The organism is Bradyrhizobium sp. SHOUNA76 (assembly GCF_023006445.1).
In the GTDB taxonomy this organism is placed as follows: Bacteria; Pseudomonadota; Alphaproteobacteria; order Rhizobiales; family Xanthobacteraceae; genus Bradyrhizobium.
Map to the genome: position 1 here is coordinate 18,316 of NZ_JALBHA010000024.1, position 16,365 is coordinate 34,680.

The following is a 16,365-nucleotide window of genomic DNA, read 5'->3' on the forward strand; positions in this document are numbered from 1 at the left end:
GCGCTTTCGCGAGTCACTTCTTGGTCTTGCCGAGATCCTTGACGGCCTCGAAGGTCGCGAACTCGACGTTGTAGAGTTCGCCGTCGACCTTCTCGACCTTGCGGATGTAGATGTTCTGCACGATGTCGCGGGTCTCGGGGTCGATCGAGATCGGGCCGCGCGGGCTCTCCCACTTCTGGCCCTTCATGGCCTCCACCAGCTTGGTGCCGTCGGTGTCGCCATTGGTCTTCTTCAACGCCTCGTAGATGAGGTGGATGCCGTCATACCCGCTCACTGCCATGAAGCCCGGACGGTTGCCGAACGCCTTCTTGTAGGCCGCGACGAAATCCTTGTTCATTTGCGAGGGGTGCGCCGCGGAGTAGAGATGCGCGGTGACGGTACCGAGCACGGCGTCTCCCATGTTGTTGAGCAGGTCGTCGTCGGTGACGTCCCCCGGCCCGATCACCTTGATGCCGGCCTTGTCGAGGCCGCGCTCGGCATATTGCTTCATGAAGTTGCCGCCCTGGCCGGCCGGCACGAACACGAAGATCGCGTCGGGCTTGGCGTCCTTCATGCGCTGCAGGAACGGCGCGAAGTCGGGATTGGCGAGCGGCGTCTTGACTTCCTCGACCACCTCGCCCCCGCCGGCGGTGAAGTTCTGCTTGAAGAAGTTCAGCGCGTCATTGCCCGGCGCATAGTCGGAGGTCAGTGTCGCCACCTTCTTGATGCCGTTCTTGACCGCCCAGTCGCCGATGATGGTCGAGGACTGCGCCAGCGTGAAGCTGGTGCGCACGATATAGGGCGAGCGCTCGGTAATGATGGAGGTGCCGGCCGCCATCACGACTTCCGGGATCTTGGCTTGCGTCGCCAGCGGCGCGGCTGCGAGCGCGGCCGGCGTCACGCCGAAGCCGGCGATGAAGCTGACCTTGTCGTTGACGATCAGCTCCTGCGCGGCCGTCTTGGTCTTGTCCGGGATCGCGGCGTCGTCCTTGAGGATGATCTCGATCTTCTTGCCGGCGACGGTGTCGCCCTTCTGCTGCATGTAGAGCTTGATCGCGTTTTCGATCTGCTTGCCGGTCGAGGCCTGGCCGCCGGTCATCGGCAGGATCAGGCCGACCTTGACGCTGTCCTCGGCCTTGGCAGGCACGATCGCCGCGAGGCCCGCGATGGCAGCCGCTGCTGCCGCGCGTGAAAGAATTTTGCGTTCGAACATCAGATGTCCCTCCCCTTGATTCCTGACTTCTTGTGAGCCGGACCGAGTGCCCGGTCCTTGCCGCGCTTCACTCTCGGACAAGCCATGCCGTGCGGCCACATGGCGTCCTCTGCAACCCCGTTGTCAATCGGACGTTGGGCGACCATTCGGCGCAAGCCGTGTGATCCGTCGGAGGGAGAGATTTGTACGGTTGTACAAATAAAATGGTTCTGTCAACAAAAAAGCCTCTCGTGGCACTGGCGGGTTGGGCAAGGGCTCATTGATTGCGCACTGTATGAAGGCCGCACGAGGCCGTGGATGGAGGATTCCGCCTCTCACTTGCAGAATCTGGACATCTCCCTGCTCCGCCGTGAAGCCCACTCGTCACACGCACCGAACGAGCATGGCTGCGAATACGCAATGTATACCGTATCAGCTAAAATGGGCGCCACAAGAGCGAATTATTCCTACTATAATACCTTTTATGTATACAATCATTCCGACCGTCGAATAGGCCAATTTTACATGTTGAGAGCTATGGTTCACCGCTGACGCCCATCCGGCGCCCCTCATCCACGCCCGATCGGGCACGACCTAGAAGATGTCCATGCGCCCCCGTTCGCTTTCGATCGCCGCAGTCGCCCTGCTCGCTTCCAACCTTGCAGGCTGCGGGACGGTCAACGAGAGACTCTCCGCCGGCATGGGCGATTACGTCCCGCAATGGGCCGGCGGCCTGCCGGCCGACGCCCCGCCGCGCGCGGGCACGCCGCAATACGACGCCTACATGCGGGAACGCGAACGCAAGCGGCTGCTGCCCGCGGCGGATCGCGAGAAGGAAGAGCAGGCGCAGAAGGGCGCGACGGGGACGACGTCGGGCAACGCGGTGCGGTAAGAGGCGATTGGCGAATAGGGAGTAGCGAGTAGAAGGCCGCCCCCATTCCATGCGCTACTCGCCACTCCCTATTCGCTAATCCACAAACACCACGGTCTTGCGGCCGTTGAGGATGACGCGGTCGTCGAGATGGTAGCGGATCGCGCGGGCGAGCACGCGGCGCTCGATGTCGCGGCCCTTGCGGACGAGATCTTCCGGCGTATCGCGATGGCTGATGCGCTCGACGTCCTGGTCGATGATCGGGCCCTCGTCGAGGTCGCGCGTGACGTAATGCGCGGTCGCGCCGATCAGCTTGACGCCGCGCTCATGGGCCTGGTGATAGGGTTTTGCGCCCTTGAAGCCCGGCAGGAACGAGTGGTGGATGTTGATGCAGCGCCCCGACAGCTTCGCCGACAGATCATCCGACAGGATCTGCATGTAGCGGGCAAGCACGACGAGATCGGTCTTGGTGTTGCCGACGAGGTCCATGATCTGGCCCTCCTGCTCGCGCTTGGTCTCCTTGGTCACGGGGAGATGGTGGAACGGAATGCCGCCGAAATCGAGCCCGGAATAGACCTCGCGCGGATGGTTGGAGACGATGGCGGCAAGCGTCATCGGCAGCTCGCCGGTGCGCCAGCGATAAAGGATATCGACCAGACAATGGTCGGACTTCGACACCAGCAGCATCACCTTGCGATGCGCAGCCCGGTCGCGCATCTGCCATTCCATGCCGAAACGCTCGGCGATCGCGGCAAAGCCGGTCTGCAGCGCCGACAGTTCCACGGCAAGATCGGCAGCGGTGAACACCACCCGCATGAAGAACTTCTTGGTCTCGACGTCATCGAACTGCTGGGCGTCGAGGATGTTCTGTCCGTTATGCGCGAGGAACGTCGACACCGCCGAGACGATGCCGGGACGATCCGGACAGGACAGGGTCAGGACGTATTGATGATCGGGCATGGCTCTTGATGAAGGTTTGTGCAACGGGTGCGGAACAATCCGCGATTTGCGCCCTGCTCTAGCACCGACCCCAGCCTTGCGCCAATCCCGGACGAAGAGTCAGGATGAACGGACGATTGCGATTTAATGACCGGAGTACGCCCATGGCCGACCGCTTGAACGGCACCCGCATCCTGATCCTGGAGACCCGCGAGGAGGCGCAGTTCTCAAAACTTCTGGCCGAGCAAGGCGCCGAGGTCGTGCAGTGCCCGATGTTCACCATTCACGATGCGCCGGACCCGGCCCCGGTCGAGGCCTGGATTCGCCGCGCCATTGAGAAGCCTTTTGACGATCTCGTGCTGATGACCGGCGAAGGCCTGCGGCGGATCATGAAGCTTGCCCGCGCCCGCGGACTCGACCAGACCCTTATCGCGGCGCTCGCCAAAGCGCGGAAATTCACCCGCGGCCCGAAGCCCGGCAAGGCGTTGCGCGAGGTCGGCCTGGAAGCGCAGCAGACCACGGAGAAACCGACCACCGAAGGCGTCATCCAGATGCTGGGAAAGCTCGATCTGAGGGGCCGGCGCCTCGGCCTCCAGCTCTATCCGGACAAGGACCACAGCGAGCTGACCGGCGCCCTGGCCGCGCAAGGCGCCGCGGTCGATACCGTGCTGCCCTATGTCTACGATTCCAGGGCAGCGGACGCCAACATCGTCACGGCGATCGACGACATGGCCGCGGGGCGGATCGATGCCCTCGCGCTGACCAATCTCGGCCAGGTCCGCCGCCTGATCGAGGCCGCGAAGGCGCATGGCAGCGAGGCCAAGCTGCGCGCCGGCCTCGAACAGACATTGATTGCGTCAGTAGGCCCGGCGGTCTCCGGCGAGCTCGCCGCGCACGGCCTGCGCACGGACATCTCGCCGGCGGAAGACGCCTATTTCATGCGTCCGCTGATCTCGGCGATGGCCGTGGGGCTGGCGGCGAAGAAGCCGAAAGTTCCGGTGAAGTGAAAATGTACAGCAGGGTCTGGCGCACGACACGATACACGCACGCAATGCCTTCGATGCCGCGGAGAGATGCATCAAACTCAAAGATGGCGTGACCCGCGAGGGGACCGCTGACGCCCGGCGCCGGATAAAGCGCTCGCGCACCAGAGCATAGGCATTCAGATCGTCGCCGCTCGTTGTCGCACGGGAAAGAAGCAGGTCGATGCTTTCCGCCTCGGCGATGGCGCGATCGCGCGGGAATGCCAGAGGATTGATCCGGTAAAGGGAGAGATCGTCACCGCTTCTGATTGGCGTTTCAAATTTCGAGATCACGCGCGGGTTCCAGGATCGGGCCTGCTCAATCTCGATCATCGTGCTTCGAGGAGTGCGCCCGAGTCATTGCAATGGCATGATCAGGAATGGTCGCGTTCAAACTGATGCGTATTTCACGCGGCCACGAAATTTCCGCGATGACGACGCCAGCGGAGAGAAAGCCGCGGGTTGCAGCGCGTTGAGCGAAGTATTCGAACCGCCGACCAAGCGACGATGCTTAGCTTGCCACTTGCGAGGCGGCCGACATCAATTCCTGAGGGCTGGGCATCCCGAACATGCGCTGGCCGCCTTCGGGAACCTCCGTAAAGGTCCAGCGCACGACCCCCTCCCGATCGAGCAGGAACTGGCCGAACAGCTGACCCTGGCCGGTCGCCGCCATGCGTTGATCGGCCTCCATCATCTCGTAGCCATCCTTCTTGTTGAGCTGCTCGGCCGCCGCCAAACGATTCATCGGCCCCGGCAATTCTCCGGGAATGTCCACTTGCATGCTCATGACCACATCCATGCCCACCTTGCGCGGCCACTCGGTTTCCTTCTCCGTGAACTCGAGATTGGGCAGGCCGAACGCGCGGTGCGAGACCCGCTCGGGGTCGGACGCGGCGAGCAGATTGGGCAATGGATGATAGCGGAAGTAGAGCCGCGCGCGCTCGATGGGCGTATTCACGATGGTGAGACTTTCGACCCCCTTGTCGCGCAGAGCCGCGTCTAGTTGCGCCTGTGCCGCGATATGGCGGCGGCAGAACGGGCAGTGCAGACCTCGAAACAAGCCGATCAATATCGGACTATGCCCGCGAAAATCCTGGAGCGCGATCTTTCCATCGCGTGTGATGGCATCCAGCTCGACGTTCGGTGCTCGATCGCCCGGTTGAAGCGGTCCGTTGACATGAAGTTCTGACATGGTTGAACTCCTTCATATGACCTAGTCAAGAAATGGCAGTACGATCAGCCCGGCGGGATCAAGCCCGTGGCGGGCGCAGACATCGTGGGCCAGCGCGAAATATCGGTCGGCCTCGGGCATGTCGCCTCGATCAAGGCTCAGTGTCGCGAGACCATCATAGCACGGAAAGAGCTGCTGCGGTTCGCCGGTTTCGTTCGCTACCTCGATTGCCTCATTGTAGCAGAGGGCGGCCAGATCGGGGCGGAAATGGCATTGATGGATTTGCCCGAGTACGATCAAGGGCACGGAGAGATGCTCCCGCTGATCGAGCGCACGGTCGATTTCGATCGCCTTCTCCGCTGCCGGCACCCCCTCCTCGGTACATCTGTCCGTGAAGGTACAACAAGCAACGGCAAAATTGGCGAGAAGACGCGCCTGGAAGCCGAGATCCCCGATCCGACACGCGACATCCAGTCCACGCCGGCAGACCTCCACGGCTTTCGCCGGGTCGACAATCGTGTAGAGCACACCGAGATTGGTGTAGCCGCGGCAGGCGACGTTAAGCAGGCCGGCGGCTTCGGCGGCTGCGACACTTTGCTCTACCTCGCGCACCGCCTCCTGGTGTCGTCCAACCCGCGCCAGTGCAACCCCCTTGGTATTGAGAGCCTCCGCAATGGCGCGCGCCGCCTCGAGCACGGCGTGCTTATCGGCGTCGGCAGGCACGGATCGGGCATAGCCGAGCGCCTCCTCTGCCCAGCTCGCGGCGGCCACGTGGTCGCCGGTGCGAAACGCGAGACGGCCGCGCTCCTGCAAGAGATGCGCCCACTCGATGGGCGCGTCGATCCCTCCAAGCAGTTTGGCTGCCTCAGCGTAATGCGTCTCCGCCTTGATCCGCTTGCCGGCGTCCCACAGCAATCGGCCAAGCTTGCGGAGAATCCGCGCTTCGCCGATCCGGTCCTCTGCGGCTCGGTACCCCTCCAACGCGCTCTGATAGTGCTCCTCGGCCGTATTCCGCCGGCCAGCCGCGCCACAAAGGTCCGCAATCCGCTCGTACAGGACCAGACGCTCCGGCTCCCGTTCGCCGCTGGCCAGCAGCACGGCGAGGGCCTGTCGGTAGAGACGGATGGCATCGTCGTTGGCATAGCTCGCGCGTGCGCGGTCGCCGGCCGCGCGCAGATAGCGCGCGCCCTTCGGCTTGCTCGCGCTCAGACTGAAGTGATGTCCGAGCAGTATGAGATCCTCGAGGCGCTCGGGCTCATTGCCGTAGAGCCGCTCCAGCGCGGCACCAATCCGTCCGTGAAGCTCGATCCGGCGCTGCTGAAGCAGGTTTTGATAGATCACGTCCTGAAGCATGGTTTGCGTGAAACGGTAGGTGCGCAGCGAAATCGAGTTCGAACCCGCGATCTCCTCGATGATCTCCGCGTCGCATAGAAGTTCGAGCCCTGCTTCGACCCTCGCTGGCTCGGTTGCCGCCGCGCCAAGTACACCCGCATCAAGACGCGGGCCGATTACCGCGGCCTCCTGCGCCAGGAGGCGGACCTGATGCGGCAACCGGTCGAGGCGAGCCAGCAACAACGCCTGAATGCTTGCCGGAATATCGGCGGCGGCTTCATCCGACTTCACCCGCCACTGCGCTCCGTCGCGTTCCAGGGTGCCGGCCTCGATGAGGCCGCGTATGATCTCCTCGAGGAAAAGCGGATTGCCGCCGGCGCGATCGAGGATCCGACTGAACAGACGTCCCGGCGGTTCGCACCAACCGTGCCTGAAGTAGGCCGCGAGCAGCCTCTGTCCGTCAGCGTTGCCAAGCGGAGGCAGCCGAAGGGTCGTGTGACTGATCCTGCTCGAACCGAGCTGCTCCAGTTCCAGCGTCGGCCGATGCGTAAACAGCAGCATCAGCCGCGTCCGCTCGAGTCGGTCCATCAGGAACCGCAACGCTTCAAGAGACACCGCGTCGGCCCAGTGCAGATCCTCGACGATGATCAGCAGCGGCGACAGTGCCAGGCGGCGTTCGAAGACGGTGCGAATCGCGAAGAATATCTGCCGGCGGAGCTGTTCGGGCTCGACATGCCTGAGCACGGCGTTGGGGTCGCCGAGGCCGAGTACGTGCAGATAGAGCGGCATCAGGCGGTCGGCCTCGTCCGTCGCGAGGCCAAGCTCCGACAGCGCTTCGGCGACCTTCGCCTCCGCCTCTCTGGCGCTCGCCTTCTGCGCGATGCCATAAGCGCTGCGCAGCACGGCGGCGAGTGCGCCGTAAGACTGTTCGCCGAGCGGCGAGCAGACCGCGCGCCGGACCGCCAAGTCTGCGAAGCGATCCTCCTCACGGATACGGGCGAGGAATTCGTCGACCAGCCGCGTTTTCCCAATACCCGCTTCGCCAATCAGCCGCACCAGTTGAGCCGCACCGTCGCGCGCGCGATCAAGGCTGCCGATCACGCGCGCAAGCTCGGCGTCGCGCCCGACCAGCGGTGCATCAAGGCCCAGCGTGTCGAGGCCGCGTGCCGCGCGGGGCGTATCGAGCGGTCCCTTCAGACGATGGACCAGAACGCTACCCATCTTGCCCTTGAGCGAAACCTCGCCAAGCGAGTCATAGGAGAATGCATGCCGCGTCAGGCGGTGGGTCAGCGGCCCGACCAGCACCTCGCCCGGCGCCGCCATCGACTGCAACCGCTGCGCGGTATTCACAGTATCGCCGGTCACCGAAAAGGATTTGGCAACGCCCACACCTAACCCGCCCGCAACGACGTGCCCGGTGTTGATGCCGACATGGAGCAGCAGCGGTGAACCGGCATAGGCTTTTGCGCGCTCGCTGAGGCGCGCCGTCCGGCTGATCATGTCGAGGGCAGCGCGGACCGCCCGCTCGGGGTCGTCCTCGTGCGCGGCCGGTGCACCAAACAGCGCGAGCAGCGCATCGCCGATGAATTTGTCCACGAAGCCGCCATAGCTCTGCACCGCAGCCGTCAGTTCCTCGAACAATTGGTTCTGAAGCGTCTGCATGACCTCGGGGTCGAGCCGCTCGCTCATCGCAGTGAAGCCGCTGAGGTCGGCAAACAGCACGGTGATGGTGCGGCGGTTTGCCTCGCTGTCGATCCTGTCGGACTGCGGACGACATGCTTGTTGCGGGTCGGCCAGCGGTGCCAGCGGCGGCGAGGAGGCCCTGATCGGCGCTGTCGGCCGGCTCGGCCGCGCCTCTCCCCCGTCTTTGAGGGCCTCACCGACCAGGGCGCCGCATTTCGGGCAATAGGCGAAATCCGGTGCGCATGCATAGCCGCAGCCGGGGCACGCGTTGGGCTGCTTCGTGCCGCACTTCGGGCAGAAGGCAAAGCCGCTCTGAACCTCGGAACCGCAGCAAGAGCAGTTCATGGGTCAAGACCCCGCGAAAGCCGCGACGGCGCGATCTACTGGACGACCGGATGGGTCCAGGAACCCGGCGAGCATGGGCTCGTTGCATTGGAAGAGCAAGCGGTGGTTGGTTAACGGACGTGGTCGCGGCTTCACTCCTCGCTCGCAACTGCGCAGTCTTCCGATGTCGAGGATAGTGACCTCGCCATACCCCGGCAGCAACAACCGCGCCTTCTCCAGCCGGTTCGTGCGCGGCGGCGCACTGATATGCATAGCACTATATGGCGCCGTTCCCCACCAGCACGAACGGCGCCCAGATGCCGGGCAGCGCATTCGCGCCGCCCTTCGCAATCAGTGCCGAGATAGAGCGACGCAGCGCCTCGGCGCGGCCGATGTCTGGATGTGCGTTGAGGGCATCGATCGTACCGGTCGTGATGACCACCGCTGCATCGGAGTTGACCGCCCAGTGCGAGACCAACAGCGCACGCGTGCCCGCATAGAAGAACGCCCGCGCGAGACCTGAGAAGGCCTCCGAATTGGCCGCCTGGCCGCCGGCCGTATTGCACGCCGACAGGATCACCCAATCGGCGTCGAGCCTGAGGCCCGAGATCTCCGACGATGAGAGATAGCCGTCATCGGCTTGCGTTGCCGCCGCTGGCGGGCTCAGGATCAACCCGGGTTCGATCGAGCCGCGCACCTGCCCCGCAAGCGCGCCATGCGTCGCGAAATGCAGGATGCGATATTTTGCGAGATCGCCGCTCTGGCTGAACGTCTTCATCTTCGTCTCGGACGCATCATTGGCGAGCAAGACATCGCCTTTGACGGGCGCGAAGGTGCCTGCCACCGCGCACAATTCGAGCGCGGTTTCCGGCAGCGGCATCTGGCGCCTGAGCTGCGCAATGTCCGCCGCGCCGCCCGACAGCGCGTCGACGGCACGCAAGCTTCTTTGCGCGACCTGGCTCGCCTGTGTCGGGATGGCGGCGCAGGTCTGGATCTGACGCGCCAGCTTGGCGCGCGAGATCGAAAGATCGCTGCGCCCATCGCCGTCGAGCGTCGGATTGCCGACGCCAAGGAACGGTTTCGACGCCGCACTCCTGCGCCCAACCTGGCGTAGCGCCTTGAGGCTGGAGACGGAGGGCAAGACGGTGGTCGCAAATCGCTTGACCAGCCAGGGTGCCCTCGTGAGGTCTCCACCTGCCGTGGGCTTGTCCGTCAGCAAAACCTGGAAAGGCAGCGTCGCCAGTGGGCCCGACGGCACCAGGATCAGCTCCTTGCCATCGATCTCGCGCGCGACCGGACCAAGCAGGGCCTGATAGAGCGCAAAGGCGCGCTCCTGATCGAACGGCAGCGGTTCGTCTGCGCCCAGCGGAGCCTTGCGGCCGAGCTTCTGAGGGCATGTCGATGCCTTATCCAGCCATGCCTCCGCGTCGAGACCGCAACGCAGCGCGCCGACGGCCTCGTTGAGCTGCCTTTCGCCGAGATCGGCCGCATGCCAACGCACATCCGAGCGCGTCACCATCCAGACGAAAGTGGCACGCGACGTCGTCGTGAACAGCACCATCGCCTCGTTGGGACGAAGCTGCTTCTGGACGTCCTCGATCGCGATCGGCGTCTTGGTCACCAGCGCCGCATAGTCCGGGAACTGGGCGACGATCGTGCGATCCAATTCCCGGATTTGATTTGCGATGGCCGAGGCACGGGCGCGGAGAGCTTGCTCTGCGGCCGCATTGCGCGCGGCACTGGCTTGCGAGATCGCCGCCACCAGCATCTTGTCGGTCGCGACCGCTTGCGCGCCGAGATCCTGCCGTTCTCGAACGCGCGCCGCTAGATCCCCGCTGCCATCCGCGACCAGGGCTGACATCCCTGCGATCGCGCGCGCGGCCTGCTCGTCACCGATCCACTGTGCCGCCTCGAAGGCCTGCGACCGCAACGCGCCTTTCTGCTCGTCAGTGGCGCCGCGCGCGAGGTTGTAGGCGGCAACGATCAAGCCCGGATATGGATTGGTGTCTTCATGGCCCCTGAGATCGCCGCGTCCCTCCTCGCCGAACTCCGCGGCACGGCGGCCGTTCTGGACCGCCACCGCGTGCGCCAACGCATCGCGGGCCTGTTGCCAATCCTTCACATCGATATGATGGGCGCCGAGATTGGCAAAGCTGTTGGCGACATCAGGATGCGTCTCGCCGAGAGCGCGCAGGCGGATATCCAGCGCGCGTTTCAGGAGGGGCTCGGCCTCCTGCGTCCGGCCGGTGCTGTCCAGGATGACGGCCAGATTGTTCAGGCTGTTCGCGACCAGCGGATGGGAGGCGCCGAGGGCGGCTTCGCGCAGCGCAAGCGACCGGCGCGCGAACGGTTCGGCCTCGGCGTACCGATCGCCGCCGCCCATCAGCGTCACCAGATTGTCGAGACCGATCGCAACGTCGAGATGGCCCGGACCGAGGGCCTTCTCGCGAATGGCGAGCGATTTGCGCAAGAGCTGCTCGGCCTCCTGCTTGCGATCGAGATGGGTCCAGGCCTCCGCGAGATTGTTCAGCGCCGTCGCCACGTTCGGATGCGCCGCTCCAAAACTCTTTTCCTGAATGGCGAGCGCCCGTGTCAGCAGCCCCTCGGCCTCCGCGTCCCGGCCCTCGCGCGAAAACACCAAGGCGAGATTGTTCAGGCTCGCGGCGACGTCAGGATGATCCGGCCCCAGCGCCTTCTCCCTGATGGCCAGGGCTCGCCGGGCCAATTGCTCGGCGTCCTGAAGTCGGCCCTGCGCGCGCCGGAGCTCGCCTAGATTGCTCAGCGTTGCCGTCAGATAGATGCTGTCGGGGCCATGCTGCTTTTCCTGGAGAGCGAGCGCTTCGGCAAAGTTCGCTTCGGCCTCGTGCAACCGGCCTTGCGCACGATTGACCTCCGCGATGTTGTTCAGGGTTACCGGGATCATGATATCGGCCTGTCCCGGCGACTTCCTGAACACCGCAAGGGCGCGACTGAACATGTCGAGCGCCTCGGTCTCCTTCATCTGACGGTGACGGAGATTGCCGAGCTGCATGCGCGCCATTGCCGTCGTGAGGTGGTCCGAGCCCAGCACGCTCTCGTCGATGGCGATGGCGCGGGACATATCCCGCTCAGCCTCGCTCAGCCGGTTCAGGCCGAGCTCGATCTGGCCGAGCGTGCCGAGCACGGCGGCGACTTCGGGATGATTGGGTCCGAGGCTCTTCTCGCGAATCGCAAGTGCCCGCCTCAGCACGGCTTCGGCCTCGGTCGTCTCGCCTTGCGCCTGGAGCGACTGGCCCAGCACCACCAGCGTGGTTGCCGTCAGCGGCGACTGTCGGCCCGAGCTCTTCTCGGACTCGGCGACGAGCCTTCGTGCCAGCCCGACCGCCTCGCCGTAGCGGCCCTCCTTGGCCAGCGAGGTGATGCGCTGCATCAACGTCAGCATGTCCTGTGGCCCAGCCCGGCAGGGCAACACGAGGACGCTCACGAGAATCAGGGAACCCAGAAGCCGCGCGGCAAACGTCTGCCAACGTACCCACATGCTGTGATCGCTCCGCTCCCCCGAGCCCGCCAGCTCTTAGGGCCACAGCAAGATGAAAACTATGTGACCGCGTCGTACGTCGGCGGAAGGTCAACCGGGAGCCCCCGGGGGGGCGGGTGGTCGCGCATGGCGGCATGCGGCGGCTTCGATTGACACCGGCATCACCGGCGCTAGGTTCTCGCGCAGAAGAAGAACCAAGGCAAAGGAATCGCCGTGACACGCGTCATCGCGTCTTGAGCGCAGCCGCGCGGCCGTCGGCACTCGCGCCATTCCGCATTCGCAATTATCGCTTCCAGTGGCCGTCCGACCTGCTCACCTCCTGGGCGTTCGAGGTCGAGACGCTGGTGCTCGGCTGGTATATCCTGGTCGAGACCGGCTCGGTGCTGTTGCTCACCGTGCTCGCCTCGCTCCAGTTCGTCGGGACATTGGTCGCGCCGGTGTTCGGCATGATCGGCGACCGCATGGGCCATCGCGATCTCCTGGTCGTGATGCGTCTTGCCTATACCGTGCTGTCGTCGACCATCATGGTTCTGGCGCTGACCGGTCATCTGTCGCCGCTGAGCGTCATGATCATCGTCGCGATCATGGGCCTGATTCGTCCCTCCGATCTCGGCGTCCGGGGCGCGCTGCTCGCCGAGATCATGCCGGCCGAGCAGCTGGTGGGCGCCATCAGCGTGGCACGCACGACCCAGGACAGCGCCCGAATCGCCGGGGCGTTGACGGGCGCCGGGCTGTTTGCCCTCCTCGGCATCGGCCTCGTCTATGTGGCGATCGCCTGTCTCTACTTCTCGGCCGCGCTTCTCATGCTCTGCCTGACCCGGCCGAAAAGGATTATCACCACGACCGATCTTCCCGCGGATAGCCGCGCCATTTCGCGATTGTTCGGCGACCTCAAGGAGGGGATCGTCTACGCTTGGAACGGCCCGGGAATGCGCGCTGCACTCTGCGTCGCCTTTCTGGCCAATCTCACCGCTTTTCCTTTCACTGGCGGATTGCTGCCCTACATCGCGCGGGAGATCTTTCAGACCGACCAGACCGGCCTCGGCTATCTCTCCGCGAGCTTCGCCGTCGGCTCACTGATCGGCTCCATCACGCTGAGCCTCGTCAGCGGACTGCGCATTGCCCGGCTCCTGATCGGCGCAACGCTGGCCTGGTACGCCATGCTGCTGGTATTCGTGGAAGTCAGGACCATGCCGGTCGCGATGGCCTGCCTCGTTCTCGCCGGCATCGCGCAGAGCATGTCGATGATCTCGGCAGCCGTGATCCTGATGCGAACGGCGAGCGCACATCTGCGCGGCCGCGTGATGGGCGTCCGCATGATGGTGATCTATGGCCTGCCGCTCGGACTACTTGCCGCCGGTAGCCTGATCGACATCATCGGCTATTCCGCGACCGGCTCGCTTTATGCCGCCTCGGGGATCATCGCGATGCTGGCGATCGCGATCCGCTGGCGCGCTGATCTCTGGCCGGTGCACGCCCCCGCCAATGCGCGCTAGTCCCCATACCCGCGCAGCCGCTCGATATCGAGGATGGTGACGCCGCCATATTCCAGCCGCAGCAGCCCCTCCTTCTCCAGCCGGTTCAGCGCGCGGTTGGCGTTCTGGCGGGACATGCCGGAGAGCGCGCCGATCTCCTCCTGGGTGATCTCCAGATGCGCGGTCGATTCCGGATAGAGGATCGGGTTGTACAGCGAGGCGATGCTGCGGGCGAGGCGCGCGGTGGCGTCCAGCGTACGGTTGACCTCGATCATGCCGATGAACTGGCCGAGCCGTTCGTTGAGCTGGCGCACCAGGAAGCGGTTGAAGCCGACGCTGTTCTCGAACAGCCACATGAAGGCGCTGCGTTCCATCAGGGCCACGCGGCTGTGGCGCAGCGCGACCACGTCATAGCGGCGCGGCTCGTTCTTGAGCACGCTGCCCTCGCCGAACCAGGCCCCTGCCGTCAGCCCGGCAAGGCTGGTCTCCTTGCCGTCCCTGGAGACCCCGCCCATGCGGGCAAGGCCGCCCACCATGCCGGCCCAATAGGCGAACGTGTCGCCGCGCATGAACACGGTCTCGCCGGTGCCGTATGACCGCTCCGTGATTCCGGCCCGCGCGACTTCGATCTCCGCTTGCGTAAGCTCGCGCGACCAGGCGGCGACGCGCTTCAGATGCTCTTCCGAAATCATGATCTCGCCGCCAGCCGCACCGTTTCGTCGCCTCGCCGTCTGCTGCAATGCAACATGATAATTTCGACCGCCATCCGACGAAAGATGAAGGCCACTGCCGCCCGGCAAACTTTGTCGCAGAATTGTCAGCCGCGAGACATTTCAAAATAGCGCTTTCCCCTATTGAGGACCACCTCGGGCGATGCGGCTTTTGATCCCAAACGGGAACGGGAGTGGCGCGGTCCGGTCGAGACCATCTGCTGCATGGCCTCACCGGCACCACCGTACTAGGATCGCCGGGCAGGAACGGACGAAGAGCGCCGCTAAAAAGCGCCATCACCGGGAGGGTTTGGTTTGGTGGCTACCAGTCTTGAAGTGCGCGGCGTGTCCCTGCGATTCGGCGGCGTCCGAGCGCTGACCGACGTCGGCTTCGCCATCAGGGAGGGCGAGCTGTTCTCGATCATCGGCCCCAACGGCGCCGGCAAGACCTCGATCGTGAACTGTATTTCTGGCCGCTACAAGCCGACCGAGGGCCAGCTGTTTTACCAGGGCCGCGACATCACCGGTTTGACCCCGAATGCCCGCGCCTCACTCGGCATCGGCCGCACCTTCCAGAACCTGGCGCTGTTCCACCACATGAGCGTGCTCGACAACATCATGGTCGGGCGTCATCACCTTCTGAAGAACAATTTCCTCACGGGCTCGCTGTACTGGCTCACCGGCGCGCGCAAGGAGGAGCTCGAGCACCGCCGCAAGGTCGAGGAGATCATCGACTTCCTCGATCTCCAGTCGGTGCGAAAAGCCACCGCCGGCACCCTCTCCTACGGCCTGCGCAAGCGCGTTGAGCTCGCCCGCGCCATGGCGCTGGAGCCGCGCCTCATCCTCCTCGACGAGCCGATGGCCGGCATGAACTTCGAGGAGAAGGAGGATATGGCCCGCTACATCGTCGACCTCAACGAGGAGTTCGGGATGACGGTGGTGATGATCGAGCACGACATGGGCGTGGTGATGGACATCTCCCATCGGGTCATGGTGCTGGATTTCGGCAAGAAGATCGCCGAAGGCGATCCGACGTCCGTGCTCGCCGATCCCCACGTCAGGCGCGCCTATCTCGGCGAGGAGGACGAGGTGCTGGTCGATCCCGACGATGCTTCGCCAGCGCAGGAGAGCGCGGCATGATGGATTACGCAGGCCGTGTCGCGCAGGCCGACACCTATCCGAAAATGCTCCGGCTCAACGCGAAGGAGCACGGCAACGAGATCGCATTGCGCGAGAAGGATCTCGGGCTCTGGCGGCTGTTCACCTGGAACGACTATCAGACCCGCGTACGCGACTTTGCGCTCGGTCTTCTCGAAGTGGGCCTTGGTCGCGGCGACGTGATCGGCATCATCGGCGACAACAGGCCGGACTGGGTCGCGGCGGAAGTGGCGACGCACGCCATTGGCGGCCTAAGCCTCGGACTTTACCGCGACGTGCTCGACGAGGAGGCCTCCTATCTCCTCAACTATGGCGAGGCGCAGCTCGTCTTTGCCGAGGACGAGGAACAGGTCGACAAGCTGCTCACTCTCGCCGAGCGCGCGCCGAAGCTGAAGCACATCATCTATTCCGATCCGCGTGGAATGCGGAAATACGACGACCCGCGGCTAATGTCGGCAAAGACGTTCGCCGAGCTCGGCCGGGCACGTGCCGCGCGGGAGCCGGAGCTTTACGACAAGCTGGTCGATGCCACCAAGGGCGAGGACGTCGCGATCCTCTGCACGACGTCGGGCACCACCTCCCATCCCAAGCTTGCCATGCTCGCCGCCGGCCGCGTGCTCGGCCATTGCGCGACCTATCTTGCCTTCGACCCCAAGGGCCCGGACGACGAATACGTCTCGGTGCTGCCGCTGCCGTGGATCATGGAGCAGGTCTACGTGCTCGGCAAAGGCCTGTTGTGCCGGATGAAGATCAACTTCGTCGAAGAGCCAGATACCATGATGAACGATCTGCGCGAGATCGCGCCGACGTTCGTGCTGTTCGCGCCCCGCGTCTGGGAGTCCATTGCCGCCGACGTCCGCGCCAAGGTGATGGATGCGACGCCCTTCAAGCAGCGCCTGTTCGACGTCGGCATGAAGACCGGCCTCGCCGCGCTCGAACACGGCAAGCGCTCTGGCCTTGCCGACGCGATCCTGTTCCGCGCCCTGCGCGAC

The 16,365-nt window shown here is 64.5% G+C and carries 11 protein-coding genes and 1 pseudogene; 5 read left to right on the forward strand and 7 right to left on the reverse strand.

Going from position 1 to position 16,365, the window contains the following annotated elements:
- Window positions 1-13: 13 nt before the first annotated feature.
- Entirely contained in the window at window positions 14-1,192 is a 1,179-nt protein-coding gene (locus tag MOV74_RS05820; protein ID WP_246918975.1) for an ABC transporter substrate-binding protein, read from the reverse strand.
- Between the two features lie 580 nt (window positions 1,193-1,772).
- Between MOV74_RS05820 and MOV74_RS05825 the strand changes: the two genes are divergently transcribed.
- Entirely contained in the window at window positions 1,773-2,063 is a 291-nt protein-coding gene (locus MOV74_RS05825) for a hypothetical protein (protein ID WP_246918976.1), read from the forward strand.
- A gap of 75 nt (window positions 2,064-2,138) precedes the next feature.
- Here MOV74_RS05825 and purU read toward each other — a convergent pair whose 3' ends face one another.
- Window positions 2,139-3,002, reverse strand: a complete 864-nt coding sequence (gene purU, locus MOV74_RS05830) for a formyltetrahydrofolate deformylase (protein WP_246918977.1) — start codon at window positions 3,000-3,002, stop codon at window positions 2,139-2,141.
- Between the two features lie 143 nt (window positions 3,003-3,145).
- On the opposite strand from purU, the gene MOV74_RS05835 reads away from it, so the two are divergent.
- Window positions 3,146-3,988, forward strand: a complete 843-nt coding sequence (locus tag MOV74_RS05835) for a uroporphyrinogen-III synthase (protein WP_246918978.1) — start codon at window positions 3,146-3,148, stop codon at window positions 3,986-3,988.
- A 165-nt stretch (window positions 3,989-4,153) separates the two neighbouring features.
- Here MOV74_RS05835 and MOV74_RS05840 read toward each other — a convergent pair.
- From MOV74_RS05840 to MOV74_RS05855, 4 genes and pseudogenes are all read right to left on the reverse strand, one after another.
- Window positions 4,154-4,336, reverse strand: a pseudogene (locus MOV74_RS05840) (adenylate/guanylate cyclase domain-containing protein); the annotation flags it as partial.
- A 178-nt stretch (window positions 4,337-4,514) separates the two neighbouring features.
- Window positions 4,515-5,195, reverse strand: coding sequence for a redoxin domain-containing protein (locus MOV74_RS05845; protein ID WP_246918979.1), 681 nt, complete (start codon window positions 5,193-5,195; stop codon window positions 4,515-4,517).
- A gap of 21 nt (window positions 5,196-5,216) precedes the next feature.
- On the reverse strand, window positions 5,217-8,534 hold the full coding sequence (locus MOV74_RS05850; protein ID WP_246918980.1) for an adenylate/guanylate cyclase domain-containing protein: 3,318 nt from the start codon (window positions 8,532-8,534) through the stop codon (window positions 5,217-5,219).
- A 256-nt stretch (window positions 8,535-8,790) separates the two neighbouring features.
- A complete protein-coding gene (locus MOV74_RS05855; protein ID WP_246918981.1) occupies window positions 8,791-11,934 on the reverse strand; it encodes a CHAT domain-containing tetratricopeptide repeat protein in 3,144 nt (1,047 codons plus the stop codon).
- 329 nt (window positions 11,935-12,263) lie between these two features.
- Here MOV74_RS05855 and MOV74_RS05860 point away from each other — a divergent pair, with 329 nt between their 5' ends.
- The gene (locus MOV74_RS05860) at window positions 12,264-13,526 is read left to right on the forward strand and encodes an MFS transporter (RefSeq protein ID WP_246918982.1); all 1,263 of its coding nucleotides are present in this window, start codon (window positions 12,264-12,266) and stop codon (window positions 13,524-13,526) included.
- Here MOV74_RS05860 and MOV74_RS05865 read toward each other — a convergent pair.
- A complete protein-coding gene (locus MOV74_RS05865; RefSeq protein WP_246918983.1) occupies window positions 13,523-14,197 on the reverse strand; it encodes a Crp/Fnr family transcriptional regulator in 675 nt (224 codons plus the stop codon). The two genes, MOV74_RS05860 and MOV74_RS05865, sit on opposite strands and share 4 nt — an antisense overlap.
- A 336-nt stretch (window positions 14,198-14,533) precedes the next feature.
- On the opposite strand from MOV74_RS05865, the gene MOV74_RS05870 reads away from it, so the two are divergent.
- Complete coding sequence (locus MOV74_RS05870; RefSeq protein WP_246918984.1) at window positions 14,534-15,355, forward strand: ABC transporter ATP-binding protein; 822 nt, start codon at window positions 14,534-14,536, stop codon at window positions 15,353-15,355.
- The coding region (locus MOV74_RS05875) for an AMP-binding protein (RefSeq protein ID WP_246918985.1) at window positions 15,352-16,365 on the forward strand (1,014 nt) is incomplete at its 3' end. The genes MOV74_RS05870 and MOV74_RS05875, both read left to right, overlap by 4 nt.

Excerpts from the sequence above, each read along its gene's own strand:
- MOV74_RS05825 (WP_246918976.1), top strand. The coding sequence starts at position 1,773 with ATGTCCATGCGCCCCCGTTCGCTTTCGATCGCCGCAGTCGCCCTGCTC.
- MOV74_RS05835 (WP_246918978.1), top strand. The coding sequence starts at position 3,146 with ATGGCCGACCGCTTGAACGGCACCCGCATCCTGATCCTGGAGACCCGC.
- MOV74_RS05820 (WP_246918975.1), bottom strand. The coding sequence starts at position 1,192 with ATGTTCGAACGCAAAATTCTTTCACGCGCGGCAGCAGCGGCTGCCATC.
- MOV74_RS05850 (WP_246918980.1), bottom strand. The coding sequence starts at position 8,534 with ATGAACTGCTCTTGCTGCGGTTCCGAGGTTCAGAGCGGCTTTGCCTTC.
- MOV74_RS05845 (WP_246918979.1), bottom strand. The coding sequence starts at position 5,195 with ATGTCAGAACTTCATGTCAACGGACCGCTTCAACCGGGCGATCGAGCA.
- purU (WP_246918977.1), bottom strand. The coding sequence starts at position 3,002 with ATGCCCGATCATCAATACGTCCTGACCCTGTCCTGTCCGGATCGTCCC.
- MOV74_RS05865 (WP_246918983.1), bottom strand. The coding sequence starts at position 14,197 with ATGATTTCGGAAGAGCATCTGAAGCGCGTCGCCGCCTGGTCGCGCGAG.
- MOV74_RS05855 (WP_246918981.1), bottom strand. The coding sequence starts at position 11,934 with ATGCTGACGTTGATGCAGCGCATCACCTCGCTGGCCAAGGAGGGCCGC.